The organism is Paenibacillus hemerocallicola (assembly GCF_006265175.1).
Lineage (GTDB): Bacteria > Bacillota > Bacilli > Paenibacillales > NBRC-103111 > Paenibacillus_AB > Paenibacillus_AB hemerocallicola.
The window spans coordinates 1-22,701 of the sequence record NZ_VDCQ01000095.1 but is presented as its reverse complement, the minus strand read 5'-3'; the positions used below and the strand labels follow the sequence as shown (position 1 = coordinate 22,701).

The following is a 22,701-nucleotide window of genomic DNA, read 5'->3' as shown; positions in this document are numbered from 1 at the left end:
CTGCGCTCCTTGTCATCGGCGATGTCCGCCTGTGAATATCTGCATTTTATCACCGGCGGGCCGAATCTGTAAAACGGTTTGTACGAGCGCCGGCAAAGACGGCTAGCCTCGCCGATCTTGCGTTACATGCATTTCCGGACGAGAATGCCTCTTTCGAAGAAAAAACCGCGTGTCTTGAACACGCGGCAGAATCATATATACGGGAGGCGGTGTTATCCGATTATAACGTCCTCCAGCTCAAGCCGTTCGTCCGAGTCCCGAGCCGACTCGCTTCATTGCAGCTTCGGATTCGCCGGTTCCACGGAGCGAAACAGCTGCCACACGGCCGGAGCGGCCGGTTTGCCTGCAAATTCGGCCTCCGCCGTATCGATGACGTGCTCCGCTTCGGCCAAAGTGTCGGGCAGCAGCGCAATCGGAACAGTCGCGTACGACATCGGCTCAACCGTCAGCTCCGTCTCTTCTTTCCCGATTTCCGTCCGGAATTGCGGCGGCGGCACGATTCGTATCGTGCCCGAGACGGTCGAGACGCCGAAATTGTACACGTTCAGCTCGAAGCGAAACGGCTGGCCGGGCGTGAATCTATATCCCCGGGGGGCCACAGTTGGCGGCCAGCCCGTCGAAATTGTCCATCGACACGGCCAGCTCGGTTTCGATTATTGCCGGATCGATCCTCGCGACAGCCAAAATTTCGTGCGCTTCATCCGGAAGCTCCGCCGCTTGCTGTCGCTCATTACCATTCTCCGAATTCCCATAAGTTTGCCTCACGTTGCCGCCGAACTGCTTGCCCGCTTCGTTTATCCCGTTCAAGATATGCTCGAAAGGCTTGCCGGAGACTCCGTGGCGGCCGCAATAACCGTGTTGCACTCGTTGTCGTCCATATAACGGGCGGCTTCGAGCAATCGCGCCTCGTCCTCAGGCGGAATGGCCAAGAAGCCGTACTTGTCCGCATGAATCAGCTGGCCCGGACGAATCGTACAGCCGAATATTTCCACATCGACTCCCCAACGGACCGGCGTGCTGTAGGCGTGCCCGACGCACGTCCGCCTGGCGATCGCCTTGAAGCCGGCGTTGGCCATCTCGTCGATATCCCGGATCGCTCCGTCCGTGATCGTGCCTACGCATCCGAGCCCGCGGTGAATGTTGCCGTTTACTTCCCCCCAGAACGCCCCGATCACGCGCGGCTTGTCAAGATCCTGCACGACGACGATTTTCGGTCCCGGTACGCCGGCCACGTACTCCCTGTATTTGGACCAGGCGGCCGGATCGGCCTTCGGATGGTCCGGATTGCTCGGCTCGATCTGTGCGGTAACCGCATAACCGACCATCGGTCCCATCTGCGGCATGAAGTCGCGCGTCTCCTCCTGATTGAATCCTTGTGTTATATCGTGCTTCGTGATGACTTCCCAGCCGTTATAGATCGTCGGCGTATTCCAGCGCTTCAGCTTCAACAACTCGCTATGCGTCAATCGGGCATCCTCCATGATGACTGGATCCTCCTTATATATTCGGATATGCTTCATCATGAAGTGTACGGGATAAACGGGCGGCGGATGATTCGAATATTCGGTCTGACGAGTCATTTCTTCGGCGGACTTCCCACGTGGCTTATCGGAATAAACGACCTATCCTTATCCTCTTCCGTTCCTTTGAAGCTGTTCGGGCATCGGATCGTACTTGTCGGCGATATTTAACTGTATAACATGCAGTTAAATTGAGGAGATAAGCGAAATTTGCCGAAATAAATGGAAAATGTGAAGTTAATAGATCAACGGCTCGGTTGAAACGCGAAAACAAGCAACAATAACTGTACATTTTCCAGTTAACACCAGCTTATAGGCAGCTCATATGTCGAACAACTGCATGTTTTCCAGCTAAAAGCGGTTCATTATCCCGGAACGGAGTTCGGCCCGACCGGCAGCATGGCGAATAGCGGGCACCGTGCGCCGGGTCCGTAAATAGCTACCTCTTCGAGCCGCTTTCTGCGCTATTTATGCATAACAACGCGCCTCATTCGGGGCTCCGTTCGCCAAACGCCGGACGGTATGTACGGCCGCCGATCCATTTCCGCGCCGACCGGGCGACCGGGTGACCGGGTGACCGGGTGACCGGGTGACCGGGGACCACGCCCCGGCTGGCCAAAAGCCGACCGGCTCGGCTAGTTGTCTGTTCAGCTCTGCGGCTACAGATCGACGGTCAACCCGCCGTCGGCCACCAACGTGGCCCCGGTCATAAACGAATTGTCCGGACTTGCCGCGAACAGGACGACCGAGGCGATCTCGTCCGGCTGACCGACACGGCCGATCGGCTGCGCCTCGTTCCACTCCCGCATCATTTCCTCGCGCGGGGTGTCCAGCTGCTTCACGCTGCCTTCCAGCATCGGGGTATGCACGGCGCCGGGCAGCACGGCGTTGACGCGAATATTCTGCTTCGCGTAGTCAAGAGCGACGGCCCGGGTCAAGGCCACAATTCCCGCCTTGGAGGCCGCATAGGCCGAATACCCTTCCAGCGTAGCCAGCGCGTGCACGGAGCTCACGTTGACGATAGCGCCTCCCCCGTTACGCACCATGGAAGGAATGACCTCCCGGCAAAACAGGAAGACGGACGTCAAATTGTTTGTCATGACCTCGTTCCACTGGGCCAGCGACAGATCGGTCAGGCGGACCTGCGGACAGATCGCGGCATTGTTGACCAGCACATCGATGCGCCCGTATGTCTCCAGCGTATCGCCGACAATCCGGCGCACATCCGCCTCCGAGGAGACGTCGGCCGCCATCGCGGCAGCCCGCCCGCCGGCCGAGCGGATTGTCTCCGCGACCCGCTCGGCTTTGGAGCCGGTCCGATCGACGACGACGACCGTAGCCCCGCCGCTTGCGAATCGGGAGGCGACGGCTTCCCCGATCCCGCCGCCTCCGCCCGTTACGATTACAATTTTGTCCGACCCAGACATCCCGATCTCTCCCGTCCTCGCAAATCGATCCCTCGGATTCGACTTCACAACGTTTCTCCGTTACGTACCCGCAGCAAATATTTGGCGATTTTCCCCGGACCGCCAATCAGCTTCTCGAAGCAATCCGCCCCATCCTCGAGCGGTCTCGTCACGGTCCACGGCGATAAATTGACCTTGCCTTGATCGATCCATTCCAGCGCGGTTGCAAAATCTTCGGACGAATAAGCGAAAGCCCCCGTCGTCGTTACTTCCTCCCGAATCATATCGTTGATCGGGAGCGAGCTCTCCGCCTCGTGGAGACCGGTGAAGATGACCCGGCCGCCTCTTCTCACCGATTGCACGCATTTCCGCCGGGTAATGCCCGCCCCGACCGCATCGATCGCCGCATCGAAGCCGTCCTGCGGCAGCAGTCTGCCGCCCTCCGGATCCGTGACGGCAATGCCGCCCAGCTCCCGGGCGATCTCCAGCCGCGATTCGTTCAGATCGACGATTACTATTTCCTTTACGCCAAGCACTTGAGCGGCCTGCAAGGCGAACAGGCCGATCGGTCCCGCGCCGTATATGATCAAGCGGTCGGAGGAGTCCAGCCCTAGCAACCGGCAAATGCGGACCGCGCAAGCGAACGGCTCGGCAAAAGCGCCCTCCTCGAACGAAACGTGATCCGGCAGTCGATGTATGTTGCGCTCCGGCACCGCCACATATTCGGCGAAGGCGCCCGGCCGGTGGGCGCCCAGCAAGCTTCGCTCCGCACACAGCTGCGAGCTGCCGCCCGTGCAGTACCGGCATTTGCCGCACGTAGCCAACGGGTTGACGGTCACCCGGTCACCCGGCCGAAACCGCGTCGCCTCGGCGCCGGTCCGTTCAATGATGCCGGCAAATTCGTGACCCATAATGAGCGGAGGCTTGCGCAGCGAGTTGTGTCCCAAGTATCCGCTCAGCTCGGAGCCGCATATGCCCGCCAGCTCTACGCGAATAACGGCTTCGTCGGGCTGAGCTTTCGGCATCGGCACATCCCGCATATGCAGCAGCCGCGGCCCTTCGTAGACAAGCGCTTTCATCGTCGACCGCGACTGCGGCCGTTCCCTGTTCGTGTCCGCCGTCATTTTACCGTCTCCCTTTTCTCCCAGCCTTGGCGAAACAGCGGCAGCCAGTTGCCGACCCGGTAAGGATGCTTGCCGACCTCGTCCATATTCAGCGTAACGCCCAAGCCCGGCCCTTCCGGCGGCTGCAGGTAGCCGTCCTTCACTTTTAGGGCAGGCGTCAGCACGTGCTCTTCCCATGGCTCGTTGAACTCGTCGAATATTTCGTGCAAGTAGAAGTTAGGCGTCGCCATGTTCAGATGACTGCATACGACGGAGCATACCGGACCTTGAGCGCTGTGGGGAGCGATGACGCCGTTGTGGGCATGGACCATCCCGGCAATTTGCTTGGACGCCGAAATGCCCAGAAACTGCGGCTCCAATTGCACGATATGCACCGCATCGTGCTTCAGCAGCTCCGCGAATTGCTCCCGGCAGTAGTAATCTTCCCCGCATGCCACGGGCACCGGGCTCCGCTTCGCCACCTCGACCATCGACGAGATCAGATGCGGCGGTGTAGGCGCCTCGAACCAGGTCGGCTTGTACGGCACCATCGCTTCCGCAAATTGCAGCGCCGTATGGACGGAGAAGCGGTTGTGTCCCTCGATCAAAATGTCCGTATGAGCGCCGACCGCTTCGCGGACGGCCGCAATATTTTCCAGCGCGGCATCGAAGTCCTTCCGCTCCACCGTACGCCACGCCGCTCCGAACGGATCGAATTTCAGCGCCGTGTACCCTTTGGCGACAACCTGCTTCGCCTTCTCGTGGAAGCTTTCGGGCGTCCCCGGTCCCCGGTACCAGCCGTTCGCATAGCAGCGAAGCCGCTCGTGGCATCGTCCGCCCAGCAATTTGTACAGCGGCTGGTTCACCGCTTTGCCCATTATATCCCAGCAGGCCGTCTCGATGGCCGCGAGCGCGGAGCCTTGAATTTGCCCGCCGTCCGAATAAACGTCGCGGAACAGCCTTAAGCCGATCGTCTCCACATCGAACGGACTCATCCCGATGACGAGATGCTTCAATTCGTGGACGGCCGCCTCTACGGTCTTGGCAAACCCGTTCAATGTGCCTTCCCCGAGACCGGTTATGCCCTCGTCCGTATCGACGAGCACGAACAGCCAATTTTTCCACGGGTTGCCCAAAATGTACGTGCGAATATCGGTTATTTTCATTTCATTTCCCGTCCTCCCCCATGCATGCTACATGACGAATCAACCGTATCACAGCATTTGGAAAACGCACAATATGCATAACTTGTATACATCGTAGTCAGGACGAATGAACAGTCCTGCTCCTCTTCACAGCATGATCGTTTTCACATATTCGATGTGACGCTCGACCAATCTTTCCGTCAGGAGCGGATCGGTTCCGGAGAGCGCTTGGCGGATTTGCCGGTGCTCCTCGAGACTGCCCCACACTCTCTCCTTGTTCCTGATAAACGTAGTCCGTACCGCCATCAGGAACTTGTCCTGGATGCGCGTCATCGCTTCGGTATACTCCTCGTTGCCGAGTCCCGCCACGATCCGTTCGTGAAACTCCCGATCCAGCTTGACATAAGCCGCAATATCTCCTTCCTCGACCGTCCGTTCCTGCCGCATCAGATTATCGTCCAGCCCTTCGAAAAACGTTTGGTCCATCCGGCCGGTCAACCTTTTGGCTGCGAACGTTTCCAGTACGAGTCTAAGCTCGTAAATCTCCAATATTTTTTTAAGCGATATTTCCTGCACGATCGCCCCTTGCTTGGGCGACTGCCTCACAAGCCCCATTATCTCCAGCCGGTCCAGCGCCGAGCGGATCGGCGTACTGCTCATTTGCAGCAATTCCTTCAGCATCCGCTCGGAAATAAACGTTCCGCCCGTCCATGCCCCGCTGACGATACGCTCGCGGATCGTCTCGACGGCTTGCTCCTTTAACGATTTGTACGCTTGTTGAAAGGACATACAGTGCACTCCTGTTCTACCGTTTTCCTATGATGGTATAATGAATCCGAATTGTTCACAATAGGGAGTGGCTTTCATTGACCCGTCCATCGCTCAGGGAAACCGCATATGAGACTATACTTGGCTGGATCGGTTCCGGCCGAATGCCGGAAGGGGCCGTCACCTCCGAGAACGCTCTGGCGGAACAGCTGGACATGAGCCGCACTCCGATCAGGGCCGCGCTGCAGCAACTGGAGACCGAGGGCTTTCTCCGTATCGTGCCGAAGCATGGGGTGCTTATTCTGCACGCCTCCGCCCAGCGTGTCGGCGATTTGCTGGAAACGTTGACCGCCTTGCTCCTGTTTGCCTACGAGCAGCATAAGCATACGAAGATCGTCGAAATCGCCGCAGCCGCAACCGAATTAGCCGATCGTATCGCCGAGGCGAGTGACCGGAAATCGCCCGAGTCGCTTGCCAGGATTGAAGGCTCGCTGTGGATGCGGGTGCTGTCGCTTGGACGCAATCAGGAACTGATCCGGCTCGGCCATAAGACGATGGACAAGCTCCAATGGAGCATCAACGATCGGAGATGGCGGCCGCCCTACCGGCCGGAGACGGAACAGCTTCTGCTCAAGCTGCTCTCGTCCATGATCGGCGCCGCCGGACCGGGGCCCGACTTTTTCTCCTACTTGCACTTGTTAAAAAGAACTTGGTCATGAGACAAAGGATCGAATTTCTTCTATTCGATCCTTTTGTCTTGTACATGGTTTCGATAAGGCAAACTGACAATAAAGACGAATTCAGTTGCTGCCGTTTCGGCAAGAATCGGCGAAGAGCTCCGTAGCCAAATCGAACCGGATCAGTTTCCCAGACCTGCTGCTTGGCGCAATAATTACTAGGCGCCTTCTACCAAAGAGCATCCCAAATATGGCATAATAAGTACGTGTATGTTAGTTGTACTTAGCTGCACGCACTTGATCCGAAGCGGAGGTGACTTTTATGGAGGCGCTTACAGTATCATTGGATTTATTCCCCTTTCCGTGAATCGGACGCCCACCGGGAGCGAACTAGCAACCGTGATGCACGCCAAGCTCTACTTCGGCACACGAATCGGCAATACTGTAGGATTGGAATTCGAATCGTCCAAAGGAGCTGTTGTTCGATGAAACCGTTTGATCAACGAAACATGAACAATGTCCAACGTACGGGACTGTGCGCTCTGCTCGCTCTAATTCTGCTGTTCGGGACTGTCCCCGCCGCCTTCGCATCCGGAAACGATTGGTACGACGACTACCTCGCCTATGAAAGCTCGCAGAGCGGAAACTACTACGCCTCGTCCGATTCCGCCTTGCTCGGCTGGCAGGAAAGCTACATGCTGCGCAGCTATATCAACCTGTATGACATGACGAAAAACACCGGCTGGCTCGACAAGTTTACCTTACATGCGGACACCGTGCTGGGCAATGCCGACGATTCGGACGGCGACGGTTATTTGGGCTGGAGCACCTATCGGTACTCCCCGAACTTGACGACCAACGGCACCTTCGCGTCGGGAGCCTCCGGGGATGCCGCGCTCCCGGCGGGATGGACCCGCTTCCAGTCGACCTCTGCGACCGCTTACCGTTCCAACGGATCGGGAGCGTACAATACCGTCGCGTCGGATGCATGGGGACTCGTCCTCAAGACGAACGGCACTTCCTGGCAGAAGCTGTACCAGTCGATTTCCTACGAGCCGAAGACGAAGTACCGAGTATCGTTCTACGGCAAAACGAACGGCTCGGCCGCCAAAGGCCGCGTATACGTCCACGACCGCACGGCCAATACGATACTGGCCAGCGTCATCTTCGACAATACGTCCTGGCAAAACTTTACGGTCGACTTCACCGCTCCGGCGGTATCCGGCCACAACCTTGAACTGTGGCTCGCCCACGCGGACTACACGGCCACTGGCGGCATTGCCTACTTCGACGATGTCGCGCTTAACGGTTGGTTTCCGTACATCGTTCACGACGGGATGATCGGCGTGCCGATCGCCGAATTTATCCGTCTCGTGGACCGCAGTCCGACCGCTCTTTCCGCCTATGCGGCGAAAGCGGCGGCGTACCGCCAGTTTATCGAGAATGAAATCGTGCCGCGCTGGGAAAGCAGCAGCTACATCGGCAATACGTGGGTCTCCGCTACCGCCTCGGCAGGCTATTACAAGGAACCGCCCAACGTCGATTCGTTCGCAACGACGACCGCGCTCGATCCGCTGCCGTACAACCAATTTCTCGCCTTTGCCGAGCTTCTGGCCATCATGCACGACGTAAACGGCAGCTCCGCCTACCTGGACAAGGCGAAAAAGATGGGGCAATATTTCAAGAACAGCCTGACCACGGTCGGCTCCGCATACGATTGGGACTACGCCGGATATACGACTCGCACGGAAGATACTTCCCATGCCAACGTAGACCTGACTCCCGTAACCGAATTGTTCAACAAAGGGCAAATATTCGACGGTACGGATCTCGGCAAATTTTCCGCCACGCTGACGACGAAGGTTTGGAACGGTTCGCTCTCTTCGCCCAAGCTGCACAATTACGTCGACGGAACGCAAGGCACCCTCGCCTCGGACTTTTTGTATACGAAGGATATGAGCGGCTGGCTGAAGCTGGCCCAGTTCGATCCGACGGCATGGACGATCGGCGCCGGGCAGTACGGATCGAGCCCGCCTTCGCGGTTTATCGAGGCGCTGGTGTTGAGCCTGATCATGAAGTGGGATCCGGTGAAGCTGGTCAACCAAGGCTTCGAGCTGAAATCCGGCGGCGACGCCACGCTCCCGGCCAGGTGGACCCGCTTCCAGTCGACGGCAGCCACCGCTTATTTGGACGCAGCCAACAAAGCTTCCGGCGGCTACGGGCTGACGATCGTATCGAACGGCGCCTCTTGGCAGAAGGCGTACCAGGAATGGAAGCAATACAAGGCATCGACCGATTACGTCGTCACTTTCGACGCGAAAACCGACGGCTCGGCCGCGGGAGGCAAAGTATGGGTAGTCAACGAGACGACAGGCTCGACGACAGCCGCCTACAATTTCACGAATACCGCCTGGCAGACGCACACCTTCGCCTTCTCCTCCCCTGCCAATACGACCGATGAAATCCGCGTCTACCTGGGTCATAACAGCTACACGACCAGCGGGGGCAAAGCCTATTTCGACAACGTCGTCATCAAGCAATCCGGCGACGCCTGGTAAAGTATCGGAGTCGTTGACGTCTCAATTTAGTTTGGCGGATTCAGGCTCGGGCGTTGACGACGGCAAGACGATCCTATCCGTCGATGGGCAGCCCGTTATTCAGGGCGCCGCCATTCCGCTGTATACGTTGCCTCCGGGTCGCCCAATCGTTGCCGGGTCCGAGTTGACCGTTTGAAGCTGAATAGTCCTCCAAGCAAGGCCCCCCTGCATCTTGCAAGGGGGGCCTCTGCTCTTGCGACTACTTGTTCGGCTGTTTCAGCAGCTCCGCGATCGCCTTGGCCATCTGCTCGTCCGCTTCCCGCAGCGCGGTATTGATATCCTTGCCCGAGTACAGCACATCGTTGAACGAATTGATGATGATCGTGGCGGCAGGGAGATTTTTGAACGACTGCAGCAGAGCCAGCTTCAGCTTCGTAAAGGCCAACACATTTTTCGAAGAGTATTCTCCGATGTCTTTGCCGAATTGGTTCTGGATGCCCGAGTCCTTCAGGACGGACAGCCTTCCGTTTCTGGACATGTCCGTCTGCACTTCATCGGACAATACGACTGACAGCACCTGAAACGCGGCGTCTTTATTTTTGCTTTGGCTCGTAATCGCCATTGTATAGGAATCTACCCGTTGGCCTACCCCCGGCGCTTGCGCGTTCTGCGGATAGGTGACTACATCCCAGTTGAAATCTTTGACCGCAAGCATGCTTTTCAACGTGGAGGTCGAATCGGTCATCATGGCCAGATGCCCGGTCGTGAATTCCTTCGCATAATTCGTACCTTTCGGAGGGTAGCCCGGAATTTTGTATAAGCTGTACCATAGATTGAACAAATCCTGCCAGCCCTGCGATTGAAAGACGGGCTTGCTGTTTTTGGCGTCGACCCAAGGGAGGCTGACCTGGTAAGCTCCGCGATACGCCCCGTCCGGCCATAAGCCCCAATACTGGACGCCGCTCTCGCTCCTCGTCATCTTGACGGCCAAGTCCCGCACCTCCTCCCAAGTCATGTTGTCTTTCGGGTACGGGACCCCGAAGCGGTCGAACAATTCCTTGTTGTAAAATAACGCGAACGCTTGGTTGAACATGGGAAGACCGGCCAAATAGTCGAGATCGCTGCCGATTTTGATGGACTGCACCAGCTCGGGTTGAACTCGGTTGACGTCGAAACGATATTTCTTGATCAATTCGTCCATGTTGTAGTGAAGTCCCAGCTCGACCAGCTCATTCATGTTCAGCGGAAAATTCGCGGCGATATCCGGAATCTCCTTGGCCGCCACCAGTTCCCTGAGCGTTTGTCCTTTCTCGGCGATGTTGATTCTCTTCACGGTAATATGCGGGTATTTTTTCTTGACGGGATCGGCAATATACCGCTGGACTTCCTCATCGGTAATGGCGCCGCCGTGCGCCGCGATCGTGATCGTCACCGGCTGCGCCGCTTCCGGCTTGTTCGCCTCCTCCTGCGTGTCCGCCGGCTTCGCCGCGCAGCCGACGGCCCCGACCGCGAGCAGCAAGACGAAAACATTCATGGCACTGCGAGTCTTGTTCAACATGACCACCCCACTTCGTCTATTTCAATCGCTAAAATGCCGCCGAATAAGTGACCCGGTTTCCAAACCCGCAGTGAAGTTATTCACCGGCCTTTAAGAAGACGCTTGCACGAACTTCAAACGAAAGGTTTGTATTTTCCAAGCATCCAGCCGGATATCGAACGCTTGGGCTTCGTGGGAGACAGCGTTGCCGGTTTGCTCGTCCAAGTCGGTCTCCGTCACTTCCGCCAAGGCTTGGAAACAAGTAAACCGGGCGGTGGTAGGCTTGTCGGCCAAGTTGTAGCAGCGCACGATCAGCTCGCCTTCGTTCCCGCTGTCCGGACGCTTGATGATACTCGCGCAAATGTCGGAGCCGGACAATTCGAAATAACTGACAGGCTCGGCCGGAGCGCAATTTTCGCCGACCTTGGCAATCGAAGCGTGCAATTCCGCCTGAAGGCATTCCTGCAGCCGTACCAGATCGGCAAAAGAGGCGGAGTCGTCCATGACGGCAAGCGCGTACTTGAACGTCAATTTGCCCCTAAGCTGACCGTCCTCTTCGCCGTCCGTCAGTCGGGTTTTCGCAAACGAACGGAACAGCGTCACGTGAACGGAGCCGCTCTGGTCGTCCGACGCGGCGCATTCGTGAAGGCCGAAGGCCGAAACGAACGCCAGTCCGGTTCCGTCTTGCCTGCGCTTGCCGACAATGCCGCCCATCTGCTTTTCCGGAACCTCGCATTCTTTCCAGTCTTGCGTCTCCGTCCGAATCCCCGTATGACGCTCCACAAAGGCAAACGGCTGATTGGCGAAAAAAGTAGGCGTTGCCACCCCCGTAGGTACGACCAGACGGAGCCGGTGATCTTGCGCTTGATTGTCGATTTCGGTCTCGACATCCGCATGCGCGGCCCCTTTGGACAGCCCGATCCGGGAACGAATCGTCAGCGCGACCGTTTCGTCCGAACGCCGAAGCCCGTGAGGAGTCTGTTCCATGAATCGGGGAACCCGGAGCTCATGGATGATGCGAAAGACGGTGCGGACCGGGCCGTTCTCCACGGTTTCGATCGTACAGGCGGCGCCGCGGCTCGAGATCAGCCGGTCTTCGACGGGATTGACGTGATACCATCCGTCGCCGATTTCCCCATCGTCCAGGTAGCTTAACAATTGATCATAGAGAATGCCGTTTTGTTTGTCGTAAAGGGCAATCGTGCCGTTGTCGCGGACTGTCAGCTTGATCCATTCGTTCTCCGCTTCCCGTTCTTGTCCGGATAGAGGCTGCAAATAACGGGAAGGCTTCGCGCTGGGGACGATTTTATATTGTGCGGCCCCCATGGCGGGAACGTCCACCTCCATCGAAACGGTGTGGCGGTCCGCGATCTTCGCATCGGCCCCGAGCCCTCTCACGGTCATCTGTTTCTTCATCCGGCACAATCCGTACGGAATTTGTTCTCCGCGATGATCTTGAATCGTAAAGCTGTTCTTCACCTCATAACCGAAGGGCTCCTGGAACTGGGCGGGATATTTCGGCTCGAAATCGATGTCCACCGTAACTACGCCCCGCCGCGGGAACGGCAGCGGATTCCACAGCGTAAGCATTCTCTCGTCTCCGGTGTGCTCTGTCCCGGATGCGGCCGTTTCCCTGCTCAGAATGCTCTTGACCACCTGCAATGAAATCTCCCTCGCCTGATCGAACCGATACTCCATGTCCCGGTGCACCTGATCGATCGAGCAGCCGCATATCGAGTCATGCGGGTGGTTTTGCAGCAAGTATTTGTACGCGAGATCGACAAATGCCTTCTGCACCGGAAACCCGCGCAGCGCGGACAAAGCGGCCAGAGGCTCGACCCATTTTTCCAGCAGCGCCTGGCATTCGTCGTTCGCTTGTTTGAGCGGGTAGCGGCTGGACAGCGTATGGGTGATCAAGTAATTGGACCCAGGCGCTTTGCCCGGCTCGTTCAGCTCCCCCGTCCGTACAGGCATCTCTTGCCGGTATGGCTCCAGTTGCTCGCCCATCCGCTCCAGATTGACATGACGCACCTCCGATTCCGGATAAATCTCGCGGATCATGTCCAAGTATTGCGCCGTATTCGGGCGAATCCGCGCATGATCCTGGCAGTCCATAAGCAGACAGACGGGGATCGGGCTTCGCTCCAGTTCCCGGTCGACGGCGGTCCGGATCAGCCGCTTCGTTTCCTCCGGGGACAAGCGTCTGCGCTCCGCCTCCATGAGCACGACCAGAAATGCGCCGTACGAGCTTGCATCCTGCAGCTTGAATGTGATGCATTCGCTTCCGTCCGGCGATCGCCAACGGAAATGCGCAGGCGTATCATGCTCGTTGACTCCCCTTCCCAGCAGGGCATACGGAATGCCGAATCCTTTGAAAATTTGCGGCATTTGGGCGATATGACCGAAAATATCGCAGACGTACCCGTACTTCCACGCATCGGTCCCCCATTCCCGGCAAATGCGCCGACCCGTCAGTAAATTGCGGATCAGACTTTCGCCGGACAGCAAATATTCATCGGGCATTACATACCACGGACCGATGACGATTCGGCCGGCTTGAATGAGTCGCGCGAGCCGTTCCCGTTTCGCGGGCTCGATCTCAAGGAAATCCTCGAGCACGATCGTTTGTCCGTCCAGATGAAAGGTGGCAAATTCCGGACGGCTCTCCAGCTCCTCGATCATTTCGTTCATGACGGATACGAGCCGATAGCGGAACCCTTGGAACGATTCGTACCATTCCCGGTCCCAATGGGTACTGGAATAGTAGTAAATGGAAGGTTTTGTCATGATGCTGCATACCTCCCCTTTCCCCGAATGAATCGGACTATAGTAAATTTGAATTTGCTGTCGGGAAACTATTGATTATAATAGAACCACACCGACCGTACGTGCTTCGATTTCCGTTCCATGTCCTTACTCGTATGAAGGAGTCGATCATTCAATGGCGTATAAGCGTGTAACGCTCCATCAGGAAATCGTCATAGACAACATCATTACGTTCCATTATTACGAGCTTCCCGGCTCGTATTACACGAAAGGCGAACGCCACGACTTTTGGGAATTCGTGTATGTGGATAAGGGCGAGCTGCTGGTGCAGACGGACAGCGGCAAGTTCAAGGTGCAGCAAGGCGAAATCGTTTTTTACAAGCCCAACGAGTTTCACGGCGGCGGCTCATGCGAGTTATCGCCTCCCAATCTGATCATCGTGACATTCGACTGCGCTTCGGAAGCGATGAGATTTTTCGAGAGCATGAAATTCCGCATCAACGAACAGGAAAGACTTCTGCTCACGCTGCTGGTCAACGAAGGATACAACGCGCTCACTCCGCGGATCGACAAGCCGTTCAAACGGGTGCTTCACAAGAAGAAAAATGCGCCGTTCGGCAGCGAGCAGCTGATCAAAACGTATTTGGAGCAGCTGCTGATTCACTTTATCCGCAGGTTGAGCCATACGGAAAGTCCGCCGAAGCTTGCGTCGACAACGAACGAAAATATGGAGAACGATCTGACCCGACAAATGATCGAGTACATGTCCGATCGCCTGGAATGCAATTTCACGCTGCAACATTTTTGCCGCCATTTTTCCGTCGGACGCTCTCAATTGTCCCGCGCGTTCAAGTTGAAAACCGGCTCCGGCGTCATCGAATATTTTCATACGCTCAAAATCGAAAGAGCAAAAGCGCTCATTCGTCAAGAGTCCTACAATTATACGGAAGTCGCCGAACGATTGGGATACAGCAGCATCCATTACTTCTCCCGCCAGTTCAAGCGGATGACGAATATGACGCCGACCGAATATGCGCGATCGGTCCGGGCGAGAATTACCCATCACAAGCATCCCTAAGTAATCGTGCTGTACACCGGAATAAATCCGATCGAGCCCCCATCTTTGTCGAATATTTGAAATTTGCGAGAAAGCGTACCGAGTGCGGTCGCCGTTGCGGTTGCATTCGTACTGATGCCGGCGTTCACCGAGGAGAAAACGTTCGGCAGCGTTCCTGCGTCATACCCGATTTTCCGAACCGTTACATTTTCAATCGTGTTCATGATGCAGTTGATGTTCGTACCCGTACCGAAGCAATAGACGCCGTAATTCGTTTGGCCCGTTATGCCGATCATCACATTCCCGACGATATGGCAGCCCGTGCAGCCGGTGGTGAGGGCGATGCCGAACGAGCCGCCGTAGATGTAGCACCCTTCGATAACGACCCGCTCGCAAGCGCCTTGCGACTGAATCCCCGCATTGGTCGTATTGTAGATGTGGCAATTCGCTATCAGGATGTCGGTTGCGTTAAACAAAATCCCTTGCGTGCCTGCTCCATTGATGCGGATGTTTTCCAGCGTCAGCCCGATAATTTTCCCGCCCTGTTGTCTCGCATATACCGATGGACCCGAACCCGCCACCCGCTCCATCGTCACATTGGACACCCTCGTGTTCAGCAAAGCGCCCAGCGAGGCGTTCGGCGTGCCGATCTGGATGCCTCCCGTATTCGAGGCGCTCCAGTCATAGATCGTCAGCCCGTCGATGAAGTTACCCGTGACGTCTGCCGCCGATGCGTTCGTAATGGCCGCTCCCGCCCCGCATTGCTTGGCCGTGCAGCCGATAATGCCCGATAAACTGGACTTCTCGATGACAAAGCCGGTATCCGTACAATTGAGGGCGATGCAGTTCATGATCAGATTTTGCGTACCGCTCGTGTACACGCCGTCGGCCGCTTTGCCGGCGACGCCGCAATCTTTCAGAATGCAGCCGGTTACTTTACAGCGGACAGACACTCCGCCGAGCGCGATCCCTACTCCCGGAATGCCTCCCCCTCCGATCGTATTCTGTACGATGCAATTGTCGACGGACGAATCCGTGCAGCTGGCCAGCAATATCGCTACCGTTCGGACCGTCAAACCGGTCCGATTCGCCTTATTGGCATCGACGACCAGATCGGCGATCTCGATCCCGCTCAGCCCGCTTGCCGAAATCATCGTTTCGTAGTTGGAGGCGGCGGCCGCTTTGATCACTGTCGAGCTTCCGCTTCCCATGATCTTTACATTCGGGTAAGGAATGCTTACAGTCGAGCTGACGATATAGGTGGAAGACGGCAGAAACGCCACTCCTCCCCCGGCAAGGCCGTTGATGGCGGCCTGGATGGCCGCGGTATCGTCCGAGCTCCCGTCGCCTTTCGCCCCGAACCATTTGACATGGACCGGCCCCTCATAGATTCGCTTGAACCGGTAACCGGCAGTACTGACCAAAACAAGTCCCGTATCGTCCGGTGAAGAGGTATCGCCGGGATCGTAGTAGAAATGCCCTTCCTGACCGGAATCGGTTACGTAAAATGCAGTCCCGGTTACCGTGCCCGTCATGACTCTCAGCTCTGCGATCGTGGCCGGGACCACGCAGCTGCCGCAGTCCGCCGACAATCCGTATACCATTTCCGTAACGGAGCCCCTCGGAGCGGCCAATCCGATCCCGCCGCTCATCAACGCACCCGCCGCCATTCCCGCTCCGCTCATGCCGATGGCAGCCAGCAGCCTCCTCCGGCTGATCGCGGCGTTAAGCTCACCCGATAGCCCGCTTTCCGTATCCGTATGTACATCCAGTTGTTTATTCATCTCATGTTCCTCCTCAAAATCAAATTTTGAAAGCGCTAACAATGATGAAAAACGTGCCCGGCGGTTCCCAATCCTCTCCTTTCGCTTGAAACTATCCCCAATGATAGGACGAATCCGGAAAACCATCTTTATCAAACTTTCCGATTTTTTTGCACATTCGTGTCAAGCCGTTGACCGGCTAAAGACCTTGCCAAATAGTCGTCCAGCGGCTCGATGCCGAATTCGCGGATCAGGTCCAGGGCGCCAAATTCGTCCGTTTCGCTTGCAATGAGTACCGATCCCAAGTGTCCGGGGTCGGTTACCTTCACTTTGTTCCCATACTTTTGTCTCATCGCGTCGAGCTTGGGCTTGTTATGATCCAAATGCGCCACGACATAGTCCAAATTGACGGTTTCACTCAAATAGTCGAAATAGCTGGACGAAGAACGGACGATTTGCCCGACGGGAGATACGATCGTAGCCGGCAGTCCCCCCGCAATCGCTCCGACAAAATAGGAGCGGCACGAATAAGCCCAATACTGCTGCATGAGCCCGCCATGAAACATGGAAGGAAACAGGAGCAGGTCCGGGCTTTCGTTGACATACTTCGTACGCAAAGGATCGAAATTCAGGTCGAAGCAGATCGCGCATCCGACCCGTCCGAAATCGCACTCCATGATCGGGGCGTCTTGTCCGCACCGAATGCCGTCTTCCTCGATTTCCACTAGGACCGGATGATTTTTGTCATAAGTACCGACAACATTCCCGCCGCGGTCGATCAAGCGGACGGAGTTCCGCCAGGTGCCGTCGCCGAGCAGTCTGATCGAAGGATAGGCGATATAGCAATGATGCTCCTTCGCCTTGCTGGCCAGAACTTGCAAAATCCGGTCCCCCCGCCCGCGGTAATACTCGCGCAGCTTCTCCCCCGCGCAACCGGCCGGCATATCGCAGCATTCGGGCAGAACGACCAAATCGGGCCGATCCGGCCAAACTTGGGCGAGCTTGCGCTCCAAATACTTCGCCACGCGATCGACATCATCCTCGACGTTCCCGCCCGGTTCAACCGGGCAATAGTGGAAGTTGAACGTGCTGATCGTCACTCTTCGAGCCATTCGCATATCCCTCCCCTGTTCGACGGACGGAACAACGCCACGTGACGGGAGTCCCGATCTCGTCGTCGAGCACATCTTACAACCGATCCGGGAAGAAGGGTAGATTCATTTCCGTCTATTCCGCGCATTTGTTACGAATCTGATCCAAAGAATATTACTTATCGAATTGCATCCCCGTATCTCAACACTCCTCTTCGGCCCGGAGGTTCAGCCTCCGGTATTGACCGGGCGGCATGCCGGTAATCCGTTTGAACATGCGGATAAAAGAGTTGACGTTCTGATAACCGACCCGCGCTGCAACGTCCTGAATGCGGAATTCCTTTTCCATCAGCATCTCCTTTGCTCTGGCGATGCGGATTTCATTCAAGTAATCGCTGAAGGGGAGACCTTTTTTCTCTTTGAAATAGATCGACAAGTACCCGCTGGACAAATTCAATTTGTCGGCCACGGCCTCAAGCGAGATGTCCTCGCCGTAATGATTGTCGATATACCCGGTCACAAAGTCGGCAATGGGATCCTTCGCCTCCTGCTTTTGTCTGATTAATCGCGCGGCTTCGGTCAGGAATCGTTCCAGAAGCAGATCGTACTGCCCGAGCGTATTGCAATAGCGGATCCGCTCGTAAGGCGAATGCTCTTCGAGCAGCTGGGCGATATCCTGACCGCCGTCGATCAAAGTTTTGATCGCGCCGCCGATTACCTCGCTTGCGAACTCGCGAAACTGATAAGCGGTTTCGTTCTTTTTGTCCATACGGACAAGCGTGCGTTTTACCATCTGCAGCAAATTCGCTTCGTTGCCGTATTGCAGGTTTTCCCATATCTCCTTCTCCTTGACGTGCGACTGAAACAGATTGGCTTGTCCGGCTTCGCCTTCGGTCAGAATCTGGGTTTCTTCGTTCAACCTTCTACGGCGGATGATGCCGAGCGTTTGTTCATATGCCGCGTCCAATTCCGAGAAGGCTTTCAGCTCCGGATTGACGGCGATCGTCATAAAGCAATACTCCATATCGCGATCGAATACTCGTTTGATTGCTGCCAGCATATCGAGTACGGCCGGGAAATGCTTTTGCCCGAAAACGATGGAAGCCAGCTGCTCCTTCTCGATATTCAGCGTAATCGAACCGGGAAAATGCTCTGAGACGTGGACATGGATAAACTCCCGAATATAGACGAGCGCCCTGCTCTGGTCCGTCCGATCGAAGCTGTCGTGAAAGCGGCGGGTAAAGCCGATTTGAAACAAAATCAAATAAACGGGCTCCTCCGTATCGATCAGCTCGCGGATTTCATTCGGGTTCGTCTCGATGCTTTTGATTTTGTTCAGATAGCCGTATTGCTTGAGCAGCGAATTTTTTTTGGACAAATCGGCGTGGACGTCATGGCTCGTCCTCATCATGCTGCCGATTTTATCGCCGATCCACTTGAATTCGTTGATGCTGCTCGGAAGCGAAAAGTCGGAAACCGGCCTATCGATCGCATCGATAATGCGTTGAAACGGATTGTTGAACTTTGCGCTGAGCACGACGGAAATGGCCAGACTGGCCACGACCGATACGAAAAGTATGGCGCCGAGCACCAGGCTGATCCGGTGAATTTTGGCGGCAACGGTTTCGTTGGGTACCGAATGGACGTACACGTTCCCCGTGTCGGGCATCTTCTTGTAGAAATAGTACTGGCGATCCTGCTGCACGTACCCTTCCGTCCCCGTGAACGAAGGAAACAAGGAAGCCGGCCGACTGTCTCCCGCCGAATCGAACAGCGGTCTGCCTTCCCCATCCAACAGCGCAAAATGGCTGTCTGCCGAGAAATGAAAAGCTTCGAACAGTTTGGCGGCGTTGAGCAGCGCAATGCCGTACATCCGATCGTCGATCCGATTTCGCACGACAACGGGGATGAGCTGGACACGGGGCGAACGGTTCGCTTCATGGAAAAAGGTATGGAATTCGGATGCGGGAAGCACCTTTCGATAATAATCCTGACCGAACTGATTTTGCCAAAAATGAAGCGGGTAGTCGCTGCTCACATAATATTTGGCGAACATGTCGTTCGCCGTGCTGATCCCGTCTTTATCCAGTACGGCGGAGTCGGCTTTGAAAAACAGCATAATATCGTCCAAATAGAGTAGCTCATCGGCAACGAGAGACTTCAGCTCTTCGCTTGCCTGATTGACAAGCTCGGGGATCAACGGCTCGCTCCTGCCGGCTTTCAGCAGATTGATTCGTTCGTTAAAGTATAGATTGGTCAACTGCCTGCCGATCAGGGCGAGATGCTTCTCATAGTTGTCCGCCGTCTTGTTGAGGATAAGTCGGTTGCTGTTAATAATTTCCTCGTGAATGCCGTTTTTGAAATAATAAAAGGTGAACGAATTGAACGACAACAGCAGCACGATAATGATCAGAAAACTGATCAGCAGCTTGACGAACAGCGAGTTTCTATTAAGTGCTTTGGGGAATGGCCGCATCCAGGTCCGGCGCTCCTTCCTTCATTCCGATCGCAGAGGCTATATATGCATTTCATTATGAATTATTCTTCTGATCCGCTTATCGCGAGATGTTCAACATATACGCAATTGGAGCTATCGCTTGACGGACGATTCGATATAATGATTATGTCGCGACGAATATCAACACTTTACTCACGATCCATCGGAAAAATCAAGGGGAAATCGCAAGCGGCGCACAAAGGGGATGGAATGAACGGGCATCTATAAAAAGGAGAGCCGAATCGATGATCAAACGAATGATGCTTCCCTCGTTATCCGCCGTCTTGATTGCGGCCGCCGTATTGTCCGGATGCGGGTCGGACAAGGAGACGAGTACGGGCGAGCAGCCGGAAAGGGTGTCCGATACGACGGTGAAAAAAGATCCGGCCACCGGCTTGCCGTCCAAATACGACCCGGCGATTGTTATGGAAACGGTCATGGCCAACTATTCGTACTCCAAATTCGGACCGGGAGACACGACCAACAATAACGTATGGACGAGATATATCAAGGACAAGCTCGGGATCGAGGTGCGTTCGCAGTGGGACGTTCCGTTCGCGGAGTACGAGCAGAAGGTAAACCTGATGATCGTTTCGGGGAAAATACCGGATTTTCTCGGAGTTACCCCGACGCAGTTCAAGCAGCTGCATGACGCGGGCATGATCGAGGATTTAACGGACGTTTACGCCAATTACGCCTCTGCATCGATCAAGCAAATCATCGATGAAGCGGGTGCGGAGGTGCTGAACTCCGCGAAGATGGGCGGGAAGCTGATGGCGATTCCATGGACCGGCGTCGCCAAGGAGGGTGTCCCGATTTTATGGATCCGCAAGGACTGGTACGTGAAATTCGGTCTGACCGCTCCGCAGTCGATGGCCGATGTGCTGCGTTTCGCCGAGTTGTTCGCCACGAAAGATCCGGACGGCAATCATAAAAACGATACGATCGGTATGGGCTTGAATAAAACGCTCGGCGACAATATGATGGTCGGGTTTTTGAACGGCTATCACGCTTACCGCGACATCTGGATCAAGGACGCTTCAGGCAGCCTGGTGTTCGGCGACATACAGCCGGATATGAAAAATGCGCTGAAGGCTCTGCAGACGATGTACGCGAGCGGGTGGCTCGACCAAGAGTTCGGCGTCAAAGTCACGAATAAAGTAAACGAAAGCATCGGTCAAGGCAAACTGGGCATGTTTTTCGGCAATATGGGCAGCGCGTCATCCCCGCTGCAGCAGCTTACGCCGAATGTCGAGTGGCTGCCGTTCCCCGTCCCTTCGGTCGACAATCAAGCGGTCCAGCTTCAAATTCCGCTGAACATCTATAACTATTATTGGGTTGTAAGGAAAGGCGTGCAGCATCCCGAGGCTATCTTCCCGCTCATGCAGACGTGGCTGGATTTGTTCTATTTCAATACATCCGACGACCTGTACAAGCGATACAATTTCGACGCTCAATCGGGTATTGCGTCGTGGATGAACGCACCGATCAAAATCTATAAAAACAAACGGGCGGTGAACCACCTGGTCGAAATGAAAGTGTTGAACAGCACCGACAAAGATGCGTCTAAGCTGACCCCGGAGCAGCGCGACAATGTCAACGGGATACAGAAATATGTGCAGGGAGACAAAAGCTTCTGGAGCGTCTACATGCAGGACGGCCCCTCCGGCACCGGCAAAATCGCCGTCGATTACTTGCAGAACGACCGGTATATGCCGACCTTGTTTACCGGCACGCCTACGCCCGGAATGGTACAGAAAAAAGCCAATTTGGAAAAATGGAGAGACCAGGCTTTTTTCAAAATCATTATGGGCGGCTCCATCGAGGAGTTCGACAAATTTGTCGATCAGTGGAAGAAGCTGGGCGGCGATGAAATCACCAAGGAAGTGAATGATTGGTACAAAGCGAATAAATAGAGGAGGCACCCTGAATATGAATTCACCGGAAAAGTACCCTCTTCAAAACTCTTCAAAGTTACTTGCAAACCATTGTATTATTAAAGCAGGATTCGGCCGCGTTATCTTCCTTGGATCAAAACATACTGAAGGTGCTGTCTGCTCGCAAGTTGAAAGCGGCGCAAATCGGGCTGGGCGTTCGCCCAACCCTGCTCGATTATCCTTTTCCGCAAAAATATTTCATCAAAGGAATCGTGCTCGGCAGCGCTAAGGGTTGAACGGACTTATACGAAACCGGAGGGGATTGTACATTGAAGACTATACGGCCAAGCGAGATCAGGCAAGCGCAAGAGAGAACCGCCGAGCTGCTCGCCACAGCGGGTATCGTGCTGACCGACGAGGAACGCGCCGACATCGAGGTGGCCGATTTCGGCCTGGGGCAGCTGGAGACGCAAGGCTTGGAGCTGATCACCTATACGAATACGGACCGCTATTGCGCGAAGGATCTGGTGCTGTTTCCGGGGCAAACTTGTCCCGAGCATCTGCATCCCCCGATCGACGGCCAGCCCGGGAAGATGGAGACGTTTCGCTGCCGCAGGGGACGGGTGCTCCTCTACGTCGAAGGGGAGCCGGCTTCTCCGATCAAAGCGAAAATTCCTGCCGGGAGCGAGCCCTACTACACCGTTTTTCACGAAATCGAGCTGCTGCCGGGACAGCAGTACACCATTCTTCCCGGGGTGAAGCACTGGTTTCAGGGGGGCGAGGAAGGCGCGATCGTGTCGGAATTTTCCAGCACAAGCCGCGACGAATTCGATGTGTTCACGGATTCGAACATCGTCCGTTAAAAATACGACCGGAGCGCTTGCGTCGTTTTGCGGGGACAGTGATCGCTTGGACAGAAATAAGGTTGAAATCAGCACTATGGTCGGCCCGAAGCGG

General features: G+C 55.6%; 18 protein-coding genes. 6 read left to right on the top strand and 12 right to left on the bottom strand.

Annotated features, from left to right (window positions below):
- Positions 1–272 precede the first annotated feature (272 nt).
- The 7 genes from FE784_RS37610 to FE784_RS37585 all read right to left on the bottom strand — a co-directional run bounded on the left by FE784_RS37610 (position 273) and on the right by FE784_RS37585 (position 5,963).
- Positions 273–599, bottom strand: a complete 327-nt coding sequence (locus FE784_RS37610; protein ID WP_139607422.1) for a hypothetical protein — start codon at positions 597–599, stop codon at positions 273–275.
- Entirely contained in the window at positions 580–807 is a 228-nt protein-coding gene (locus tag FE784_RS41705; RefSeq protein ID WP_218103878.1) for a hypothetical protein, read from the bottom strand. Before FE784_RS41705 ends, FE784_RS37610 begins: the two co-directional genes overlap by 20 nt.
- Positions 804–1,481, bottom strand: a complete 678-nt coding sequence (locus FE784_RS37605; protein ID WP_218103877.1) for an RraA family protein — start codon at positions 1,479–1,481, stop codon at positions 804–806. The genes FE784_RS41705 and FE784_RS37605 overlap by 4 nt, the downstream gene beginning before the upstream one ends.
- Positions 1,482–2,179: 698 nt before the next feature.
- Positions 2,180–2,947 carry an SDR family NAD(P)-dependent oxidoreductase gene (locus FE784_RS37600; protein WP_139607420.1) on the bottom strand — a complete coding sequence of 256 codons (768 nt, stop codon included), beginning with the start codon at positions 2,945–2,947 and terminating at the stop codon, positions 2,180–2,182.
- Positions 2,948–2,991: 44 nt separating this feature from the next.
- Positions 2,992–4,050, bottom strand: a complete 1,059-nt coding sequence (locus FE784_RS37595) for a galactitol-1-phosphate 5-dehydrogenase (protein ID WP_246132363.1) — start codon at positions 4,048–4,050, stop codon at positions 2,992–2,994.
- Positions 4,047–5,195: a mandelate racemase/muconate lactonizing enzyme family protein gene (locus tag FE784_RS37590; protein ID WP_139607418.1), complete on the bottom strand. Its 1,149-nt coding sequence runs from the start codon at positions 5,193–5,195 to the stop codon at positions 4,047–4,049. Before FE784_RS37590 ends, FE784_RS37595 begins: the two co-directional genes overlap by 4 nt.
- Positions 5,196–5,321: 126 nt before the next feature.
- Entirely contained in the window at positions 5,322–5,963 is a 642-nt protein-coding gene (locus FE784_RS37585) for a GntR family transcriptional regulator (RefSeq protein ID WP_139607416.1), read from the bottom strand.
- A 77-nt stretch (positions 5,964–6,040) separates the two neighbouring features.
- On the opposite strand from FE784_RS37585, the gene FE784_RS37580 reads away from it, so the two are divergent.
- Together FE784_RS37580 and FE784_RS37575 are read left to right on the top strand one after the other, a co-directional pair.
- Positions 6,041–6,661, top strand: coding sequence for a GntR family transcriptional regulator (locus FE784_RS37580; RefSeq protein WP_176706804.1), 621 nt, complete (start codon positions 6,041–6,043; stop codon positions 6,659–6,661).
- Positions 6,662–7,104: 443 nt separating this feature from the next.
- The gene (locus FE784_RS37575) at positions 7,105–9,177 is read left to right on the top strand and encodes a hypothetical protein (protein WP_139607413.1); all 2,073 of its coding nucleotides are present in this window, start codon (positions 7,105–7,107) and stop codon (positions 9,175–9,177) included.
- Between the two features lie 238 nt (positions 9,178–9,415).
- Here the strand turns inward: FE784_RS37575 and FE784_RS37570 are convergent, their stop codons facing one another.
- Positions 9,416–10,714, bottom strand: a complete 1,299-nt coding sequence (locus FE784_RS37570) for an ABC transporter substrate-binding protein (protein WP_139607412.1) — start codon at positions 10,712–10,714, stop codon at positions 9,416–9,418.
- 90 nt (positions 10,715–10,804) lie between these two features.
- Positions 10,805–13,480, bottom strand: coding sequence for an alpha-mannosidase (locus tag FE784_RS37565; RefSeq protein WP_139607411.1), 2,676 nt, complete (start codon positions 13,478–13,480; stop codon positions 10,805–10,807).
- 154 nt (positions 13,481–13,634) lie between these two features.
- Between FE784_RS37565 and FE784_RS37560 the strand changes: the two genes are divergently transcribed.
- The gene (locus FE784_RS37560) at positions 13,635–14,537 is read left to right on the top strand and encodes an AraC family transcriptional regulator (protein WP_139607410.1); all 903 of its coding nucleotides are present in this window, start codon (positions 13,635–13,637) and stop codon (positions 14,535–14,537) included.
- Here the strand turns inward: FE784_RS37560 and FE784_RS37555 are convergent.
- The 3 genes from FE784_RS37555 to FE784_RS37545 form a co-directional block, all read right to left on the bottom strand.
- Entirely contained in the window at positions 14,534–16,300 is a 1,767-nt protein-coding gene (locus FE784_RS37555) for a glycosyl hydrolase family 28-related protein (RefSeq protein WP_176706803.1), read from the bottom strand. The genes FE784_RS37560 and FE784_RS37555 overlap by 4 nt on opposite strands.
- A 131-nt stretch (positions 16,301–16,431) precedes the next feature.
- A complete protein-coding gene (locus tag FE784_RS37550) occupies positions 16,432–17,391 on the bottom strand; it encodes a carbon-nitrogen hydrolase family protein (RefSeq protein ID WP_176706802.1) in 960 nt (319 codons plus the stop codon).
- Positions 17,392–17,572: 181 nt separating this feature from the next.
- Entirely contained in the window at positions 17,573–19,846 is a 2,274-nt protein-coding gene (locus tag FE784_RS37545) for a helix-turn-helix domain-containing protein (protein WP_139607407.1), read from the bottom strand.
- A gap of 266 nt (positions 19,847–20,112) precedes the next feature.
- Between FE784_RS37545 and FE784_RS37540 the strand changes: the two genes are divergently transcribed.
- The 3 genes from FE784_RS37540 to FE784_RS37535 all read left to right on the top strand — a co-directional run bounded on the left by FE784_RS37540 (position 20,113) and on the right by FE784_RS37535 (position 22,607).
- Entirely contained in the window at positions 20,113–21,783 is a 1,671-nt protein-coding gene (locus tag FE784_RS37540) for a type 2 periplasmic-binding domain-containing protein (RefSeq protein WP_139607406.1), read from the top strand.
- A 110-nt stretch (positions 21,784–21,893) separates the two neighbouring features.
- Entirely contained in the window at positions 21,894–22,040 is a 147-nt protein-coding gene (locus FE784_RS41380) for a hypothetical protein (protein WP_176706801.1), read from the top strand.
- A 57-nt stretch (positions 22,041–22,097) separates the two neighbouring features.
- The gene (locus tag FE784_RS37535; RefSeq protein ID WP_246132364.1) at positions 22,098–22,607 is read left to right on the top strand and encodes a D-lyxose/D-mannose family sugar isomerase; all 510 of its coding nucleotides are present in this window, start codon (positions 22,098–22,100) and stop codon (positions 22,605–22,607) included.
- Positions 22,608–22,701 lie beyond the last annotated feature (94 nt).

What these genes read in the sequence shown, in the direction of transcription:
- FE784_RS37550 (WP_176706802.1), bottom strand. Translation starts at nt 17,391, where the DNA reads ATGGCTCGAAGAGTGACGATCAGCACGTTCAACTTCCACTATTGCCCG.
- FE784_RS37605 (WP_218103877.1), bottom strand. Translation starts at nt 1,481, where the DNA reads ATGGAGGATGCCCGATTGACGCATAGCGAGTTGTTGAAGCTGAAGCGC.
- FE784_RS37570 (WP_139607412.1), bottom strand. Translation starts at nt 10,714, where the DNA reads ATGTTGAACAAGACTCGCAGTGCCATGAATGTTTTCGTCTTGCTGCTC.
- FE784_RS37600 (WP_139607420.1), bottom strand. Translation starts at nt 2,947, where the DNA reads ATGTCTGGGTCGGACAAAATTGTAATCGTAACGGGCGGAGGCGGCGGG.
- FE784_RS37575 (WP_139607413.1), top strand. Translation starts at nt 7,105, where the DNA reads ATGAAACCGTTTGATCAACGAAACATGAACAATGTCCAACGTACGGGA.
- FE784_RS37585 (WP_139607416.1), bottom strand. Translation starts at nt 5,963, where the DNA reads ATGTCCTTTCAACAAGCGTACAAATCGTTAAAGGAGCAAGCCGTCGAG.
- FE784_RS37595 (WP_246132363.1), bottom strand. Translation starts at nt 4,050, where the DNA reads ATGACGGCGGACACGAACAGGGAACGGCCGCAGTCGCGGTCGACGATG.
- FE784_RS37545 (WP_139607407.1), bottom strand. Translation starts at nt 19,846, where the DNA reads ATGCGGCCATTCCCCAAAGCACTTAATAGAAACTCGCTGTTCGTCAAG.
- FE784_RS37590 (WP_139607418.1), bottom strand. Translation starts at nt 5,195, where the DNA reads ATGAAAATAACCGATATTCGCACGTACATTTTGGGCAACCCGTGGAAA.
- FE784_RS37540 (WP_139607406.1), top strand. Translation starts at nt 20,113, where the DNA reads ATGATCAAACGAATGATGCTTCCCTCGTTATCCGCCGTCTTGATTGCG.
- FE784_RS37565 (WP_139607411.1), bottom strand. Translation starts at nt 13,480, where the DNA reads ATGACAAAACCTTCCATTTACTACTATTCCAGTACCCATTGGGACCGG.
- FE784_RS37560 (WP_139607410.1), top strand. Translation starts at nt 13,635, where the DNA reads ATGGCGTATAAGCGTGTAACGCTCCATCAGGAAATCGTCATAGACAAC.
- FE784_RS37555 (WP_176706803.1), bottom strand. Translation starts at nt 16,300, where the DNA reads ATGAATAAACAACTGGATGTACATACGGATACGGAAAGCGGGCTATCG.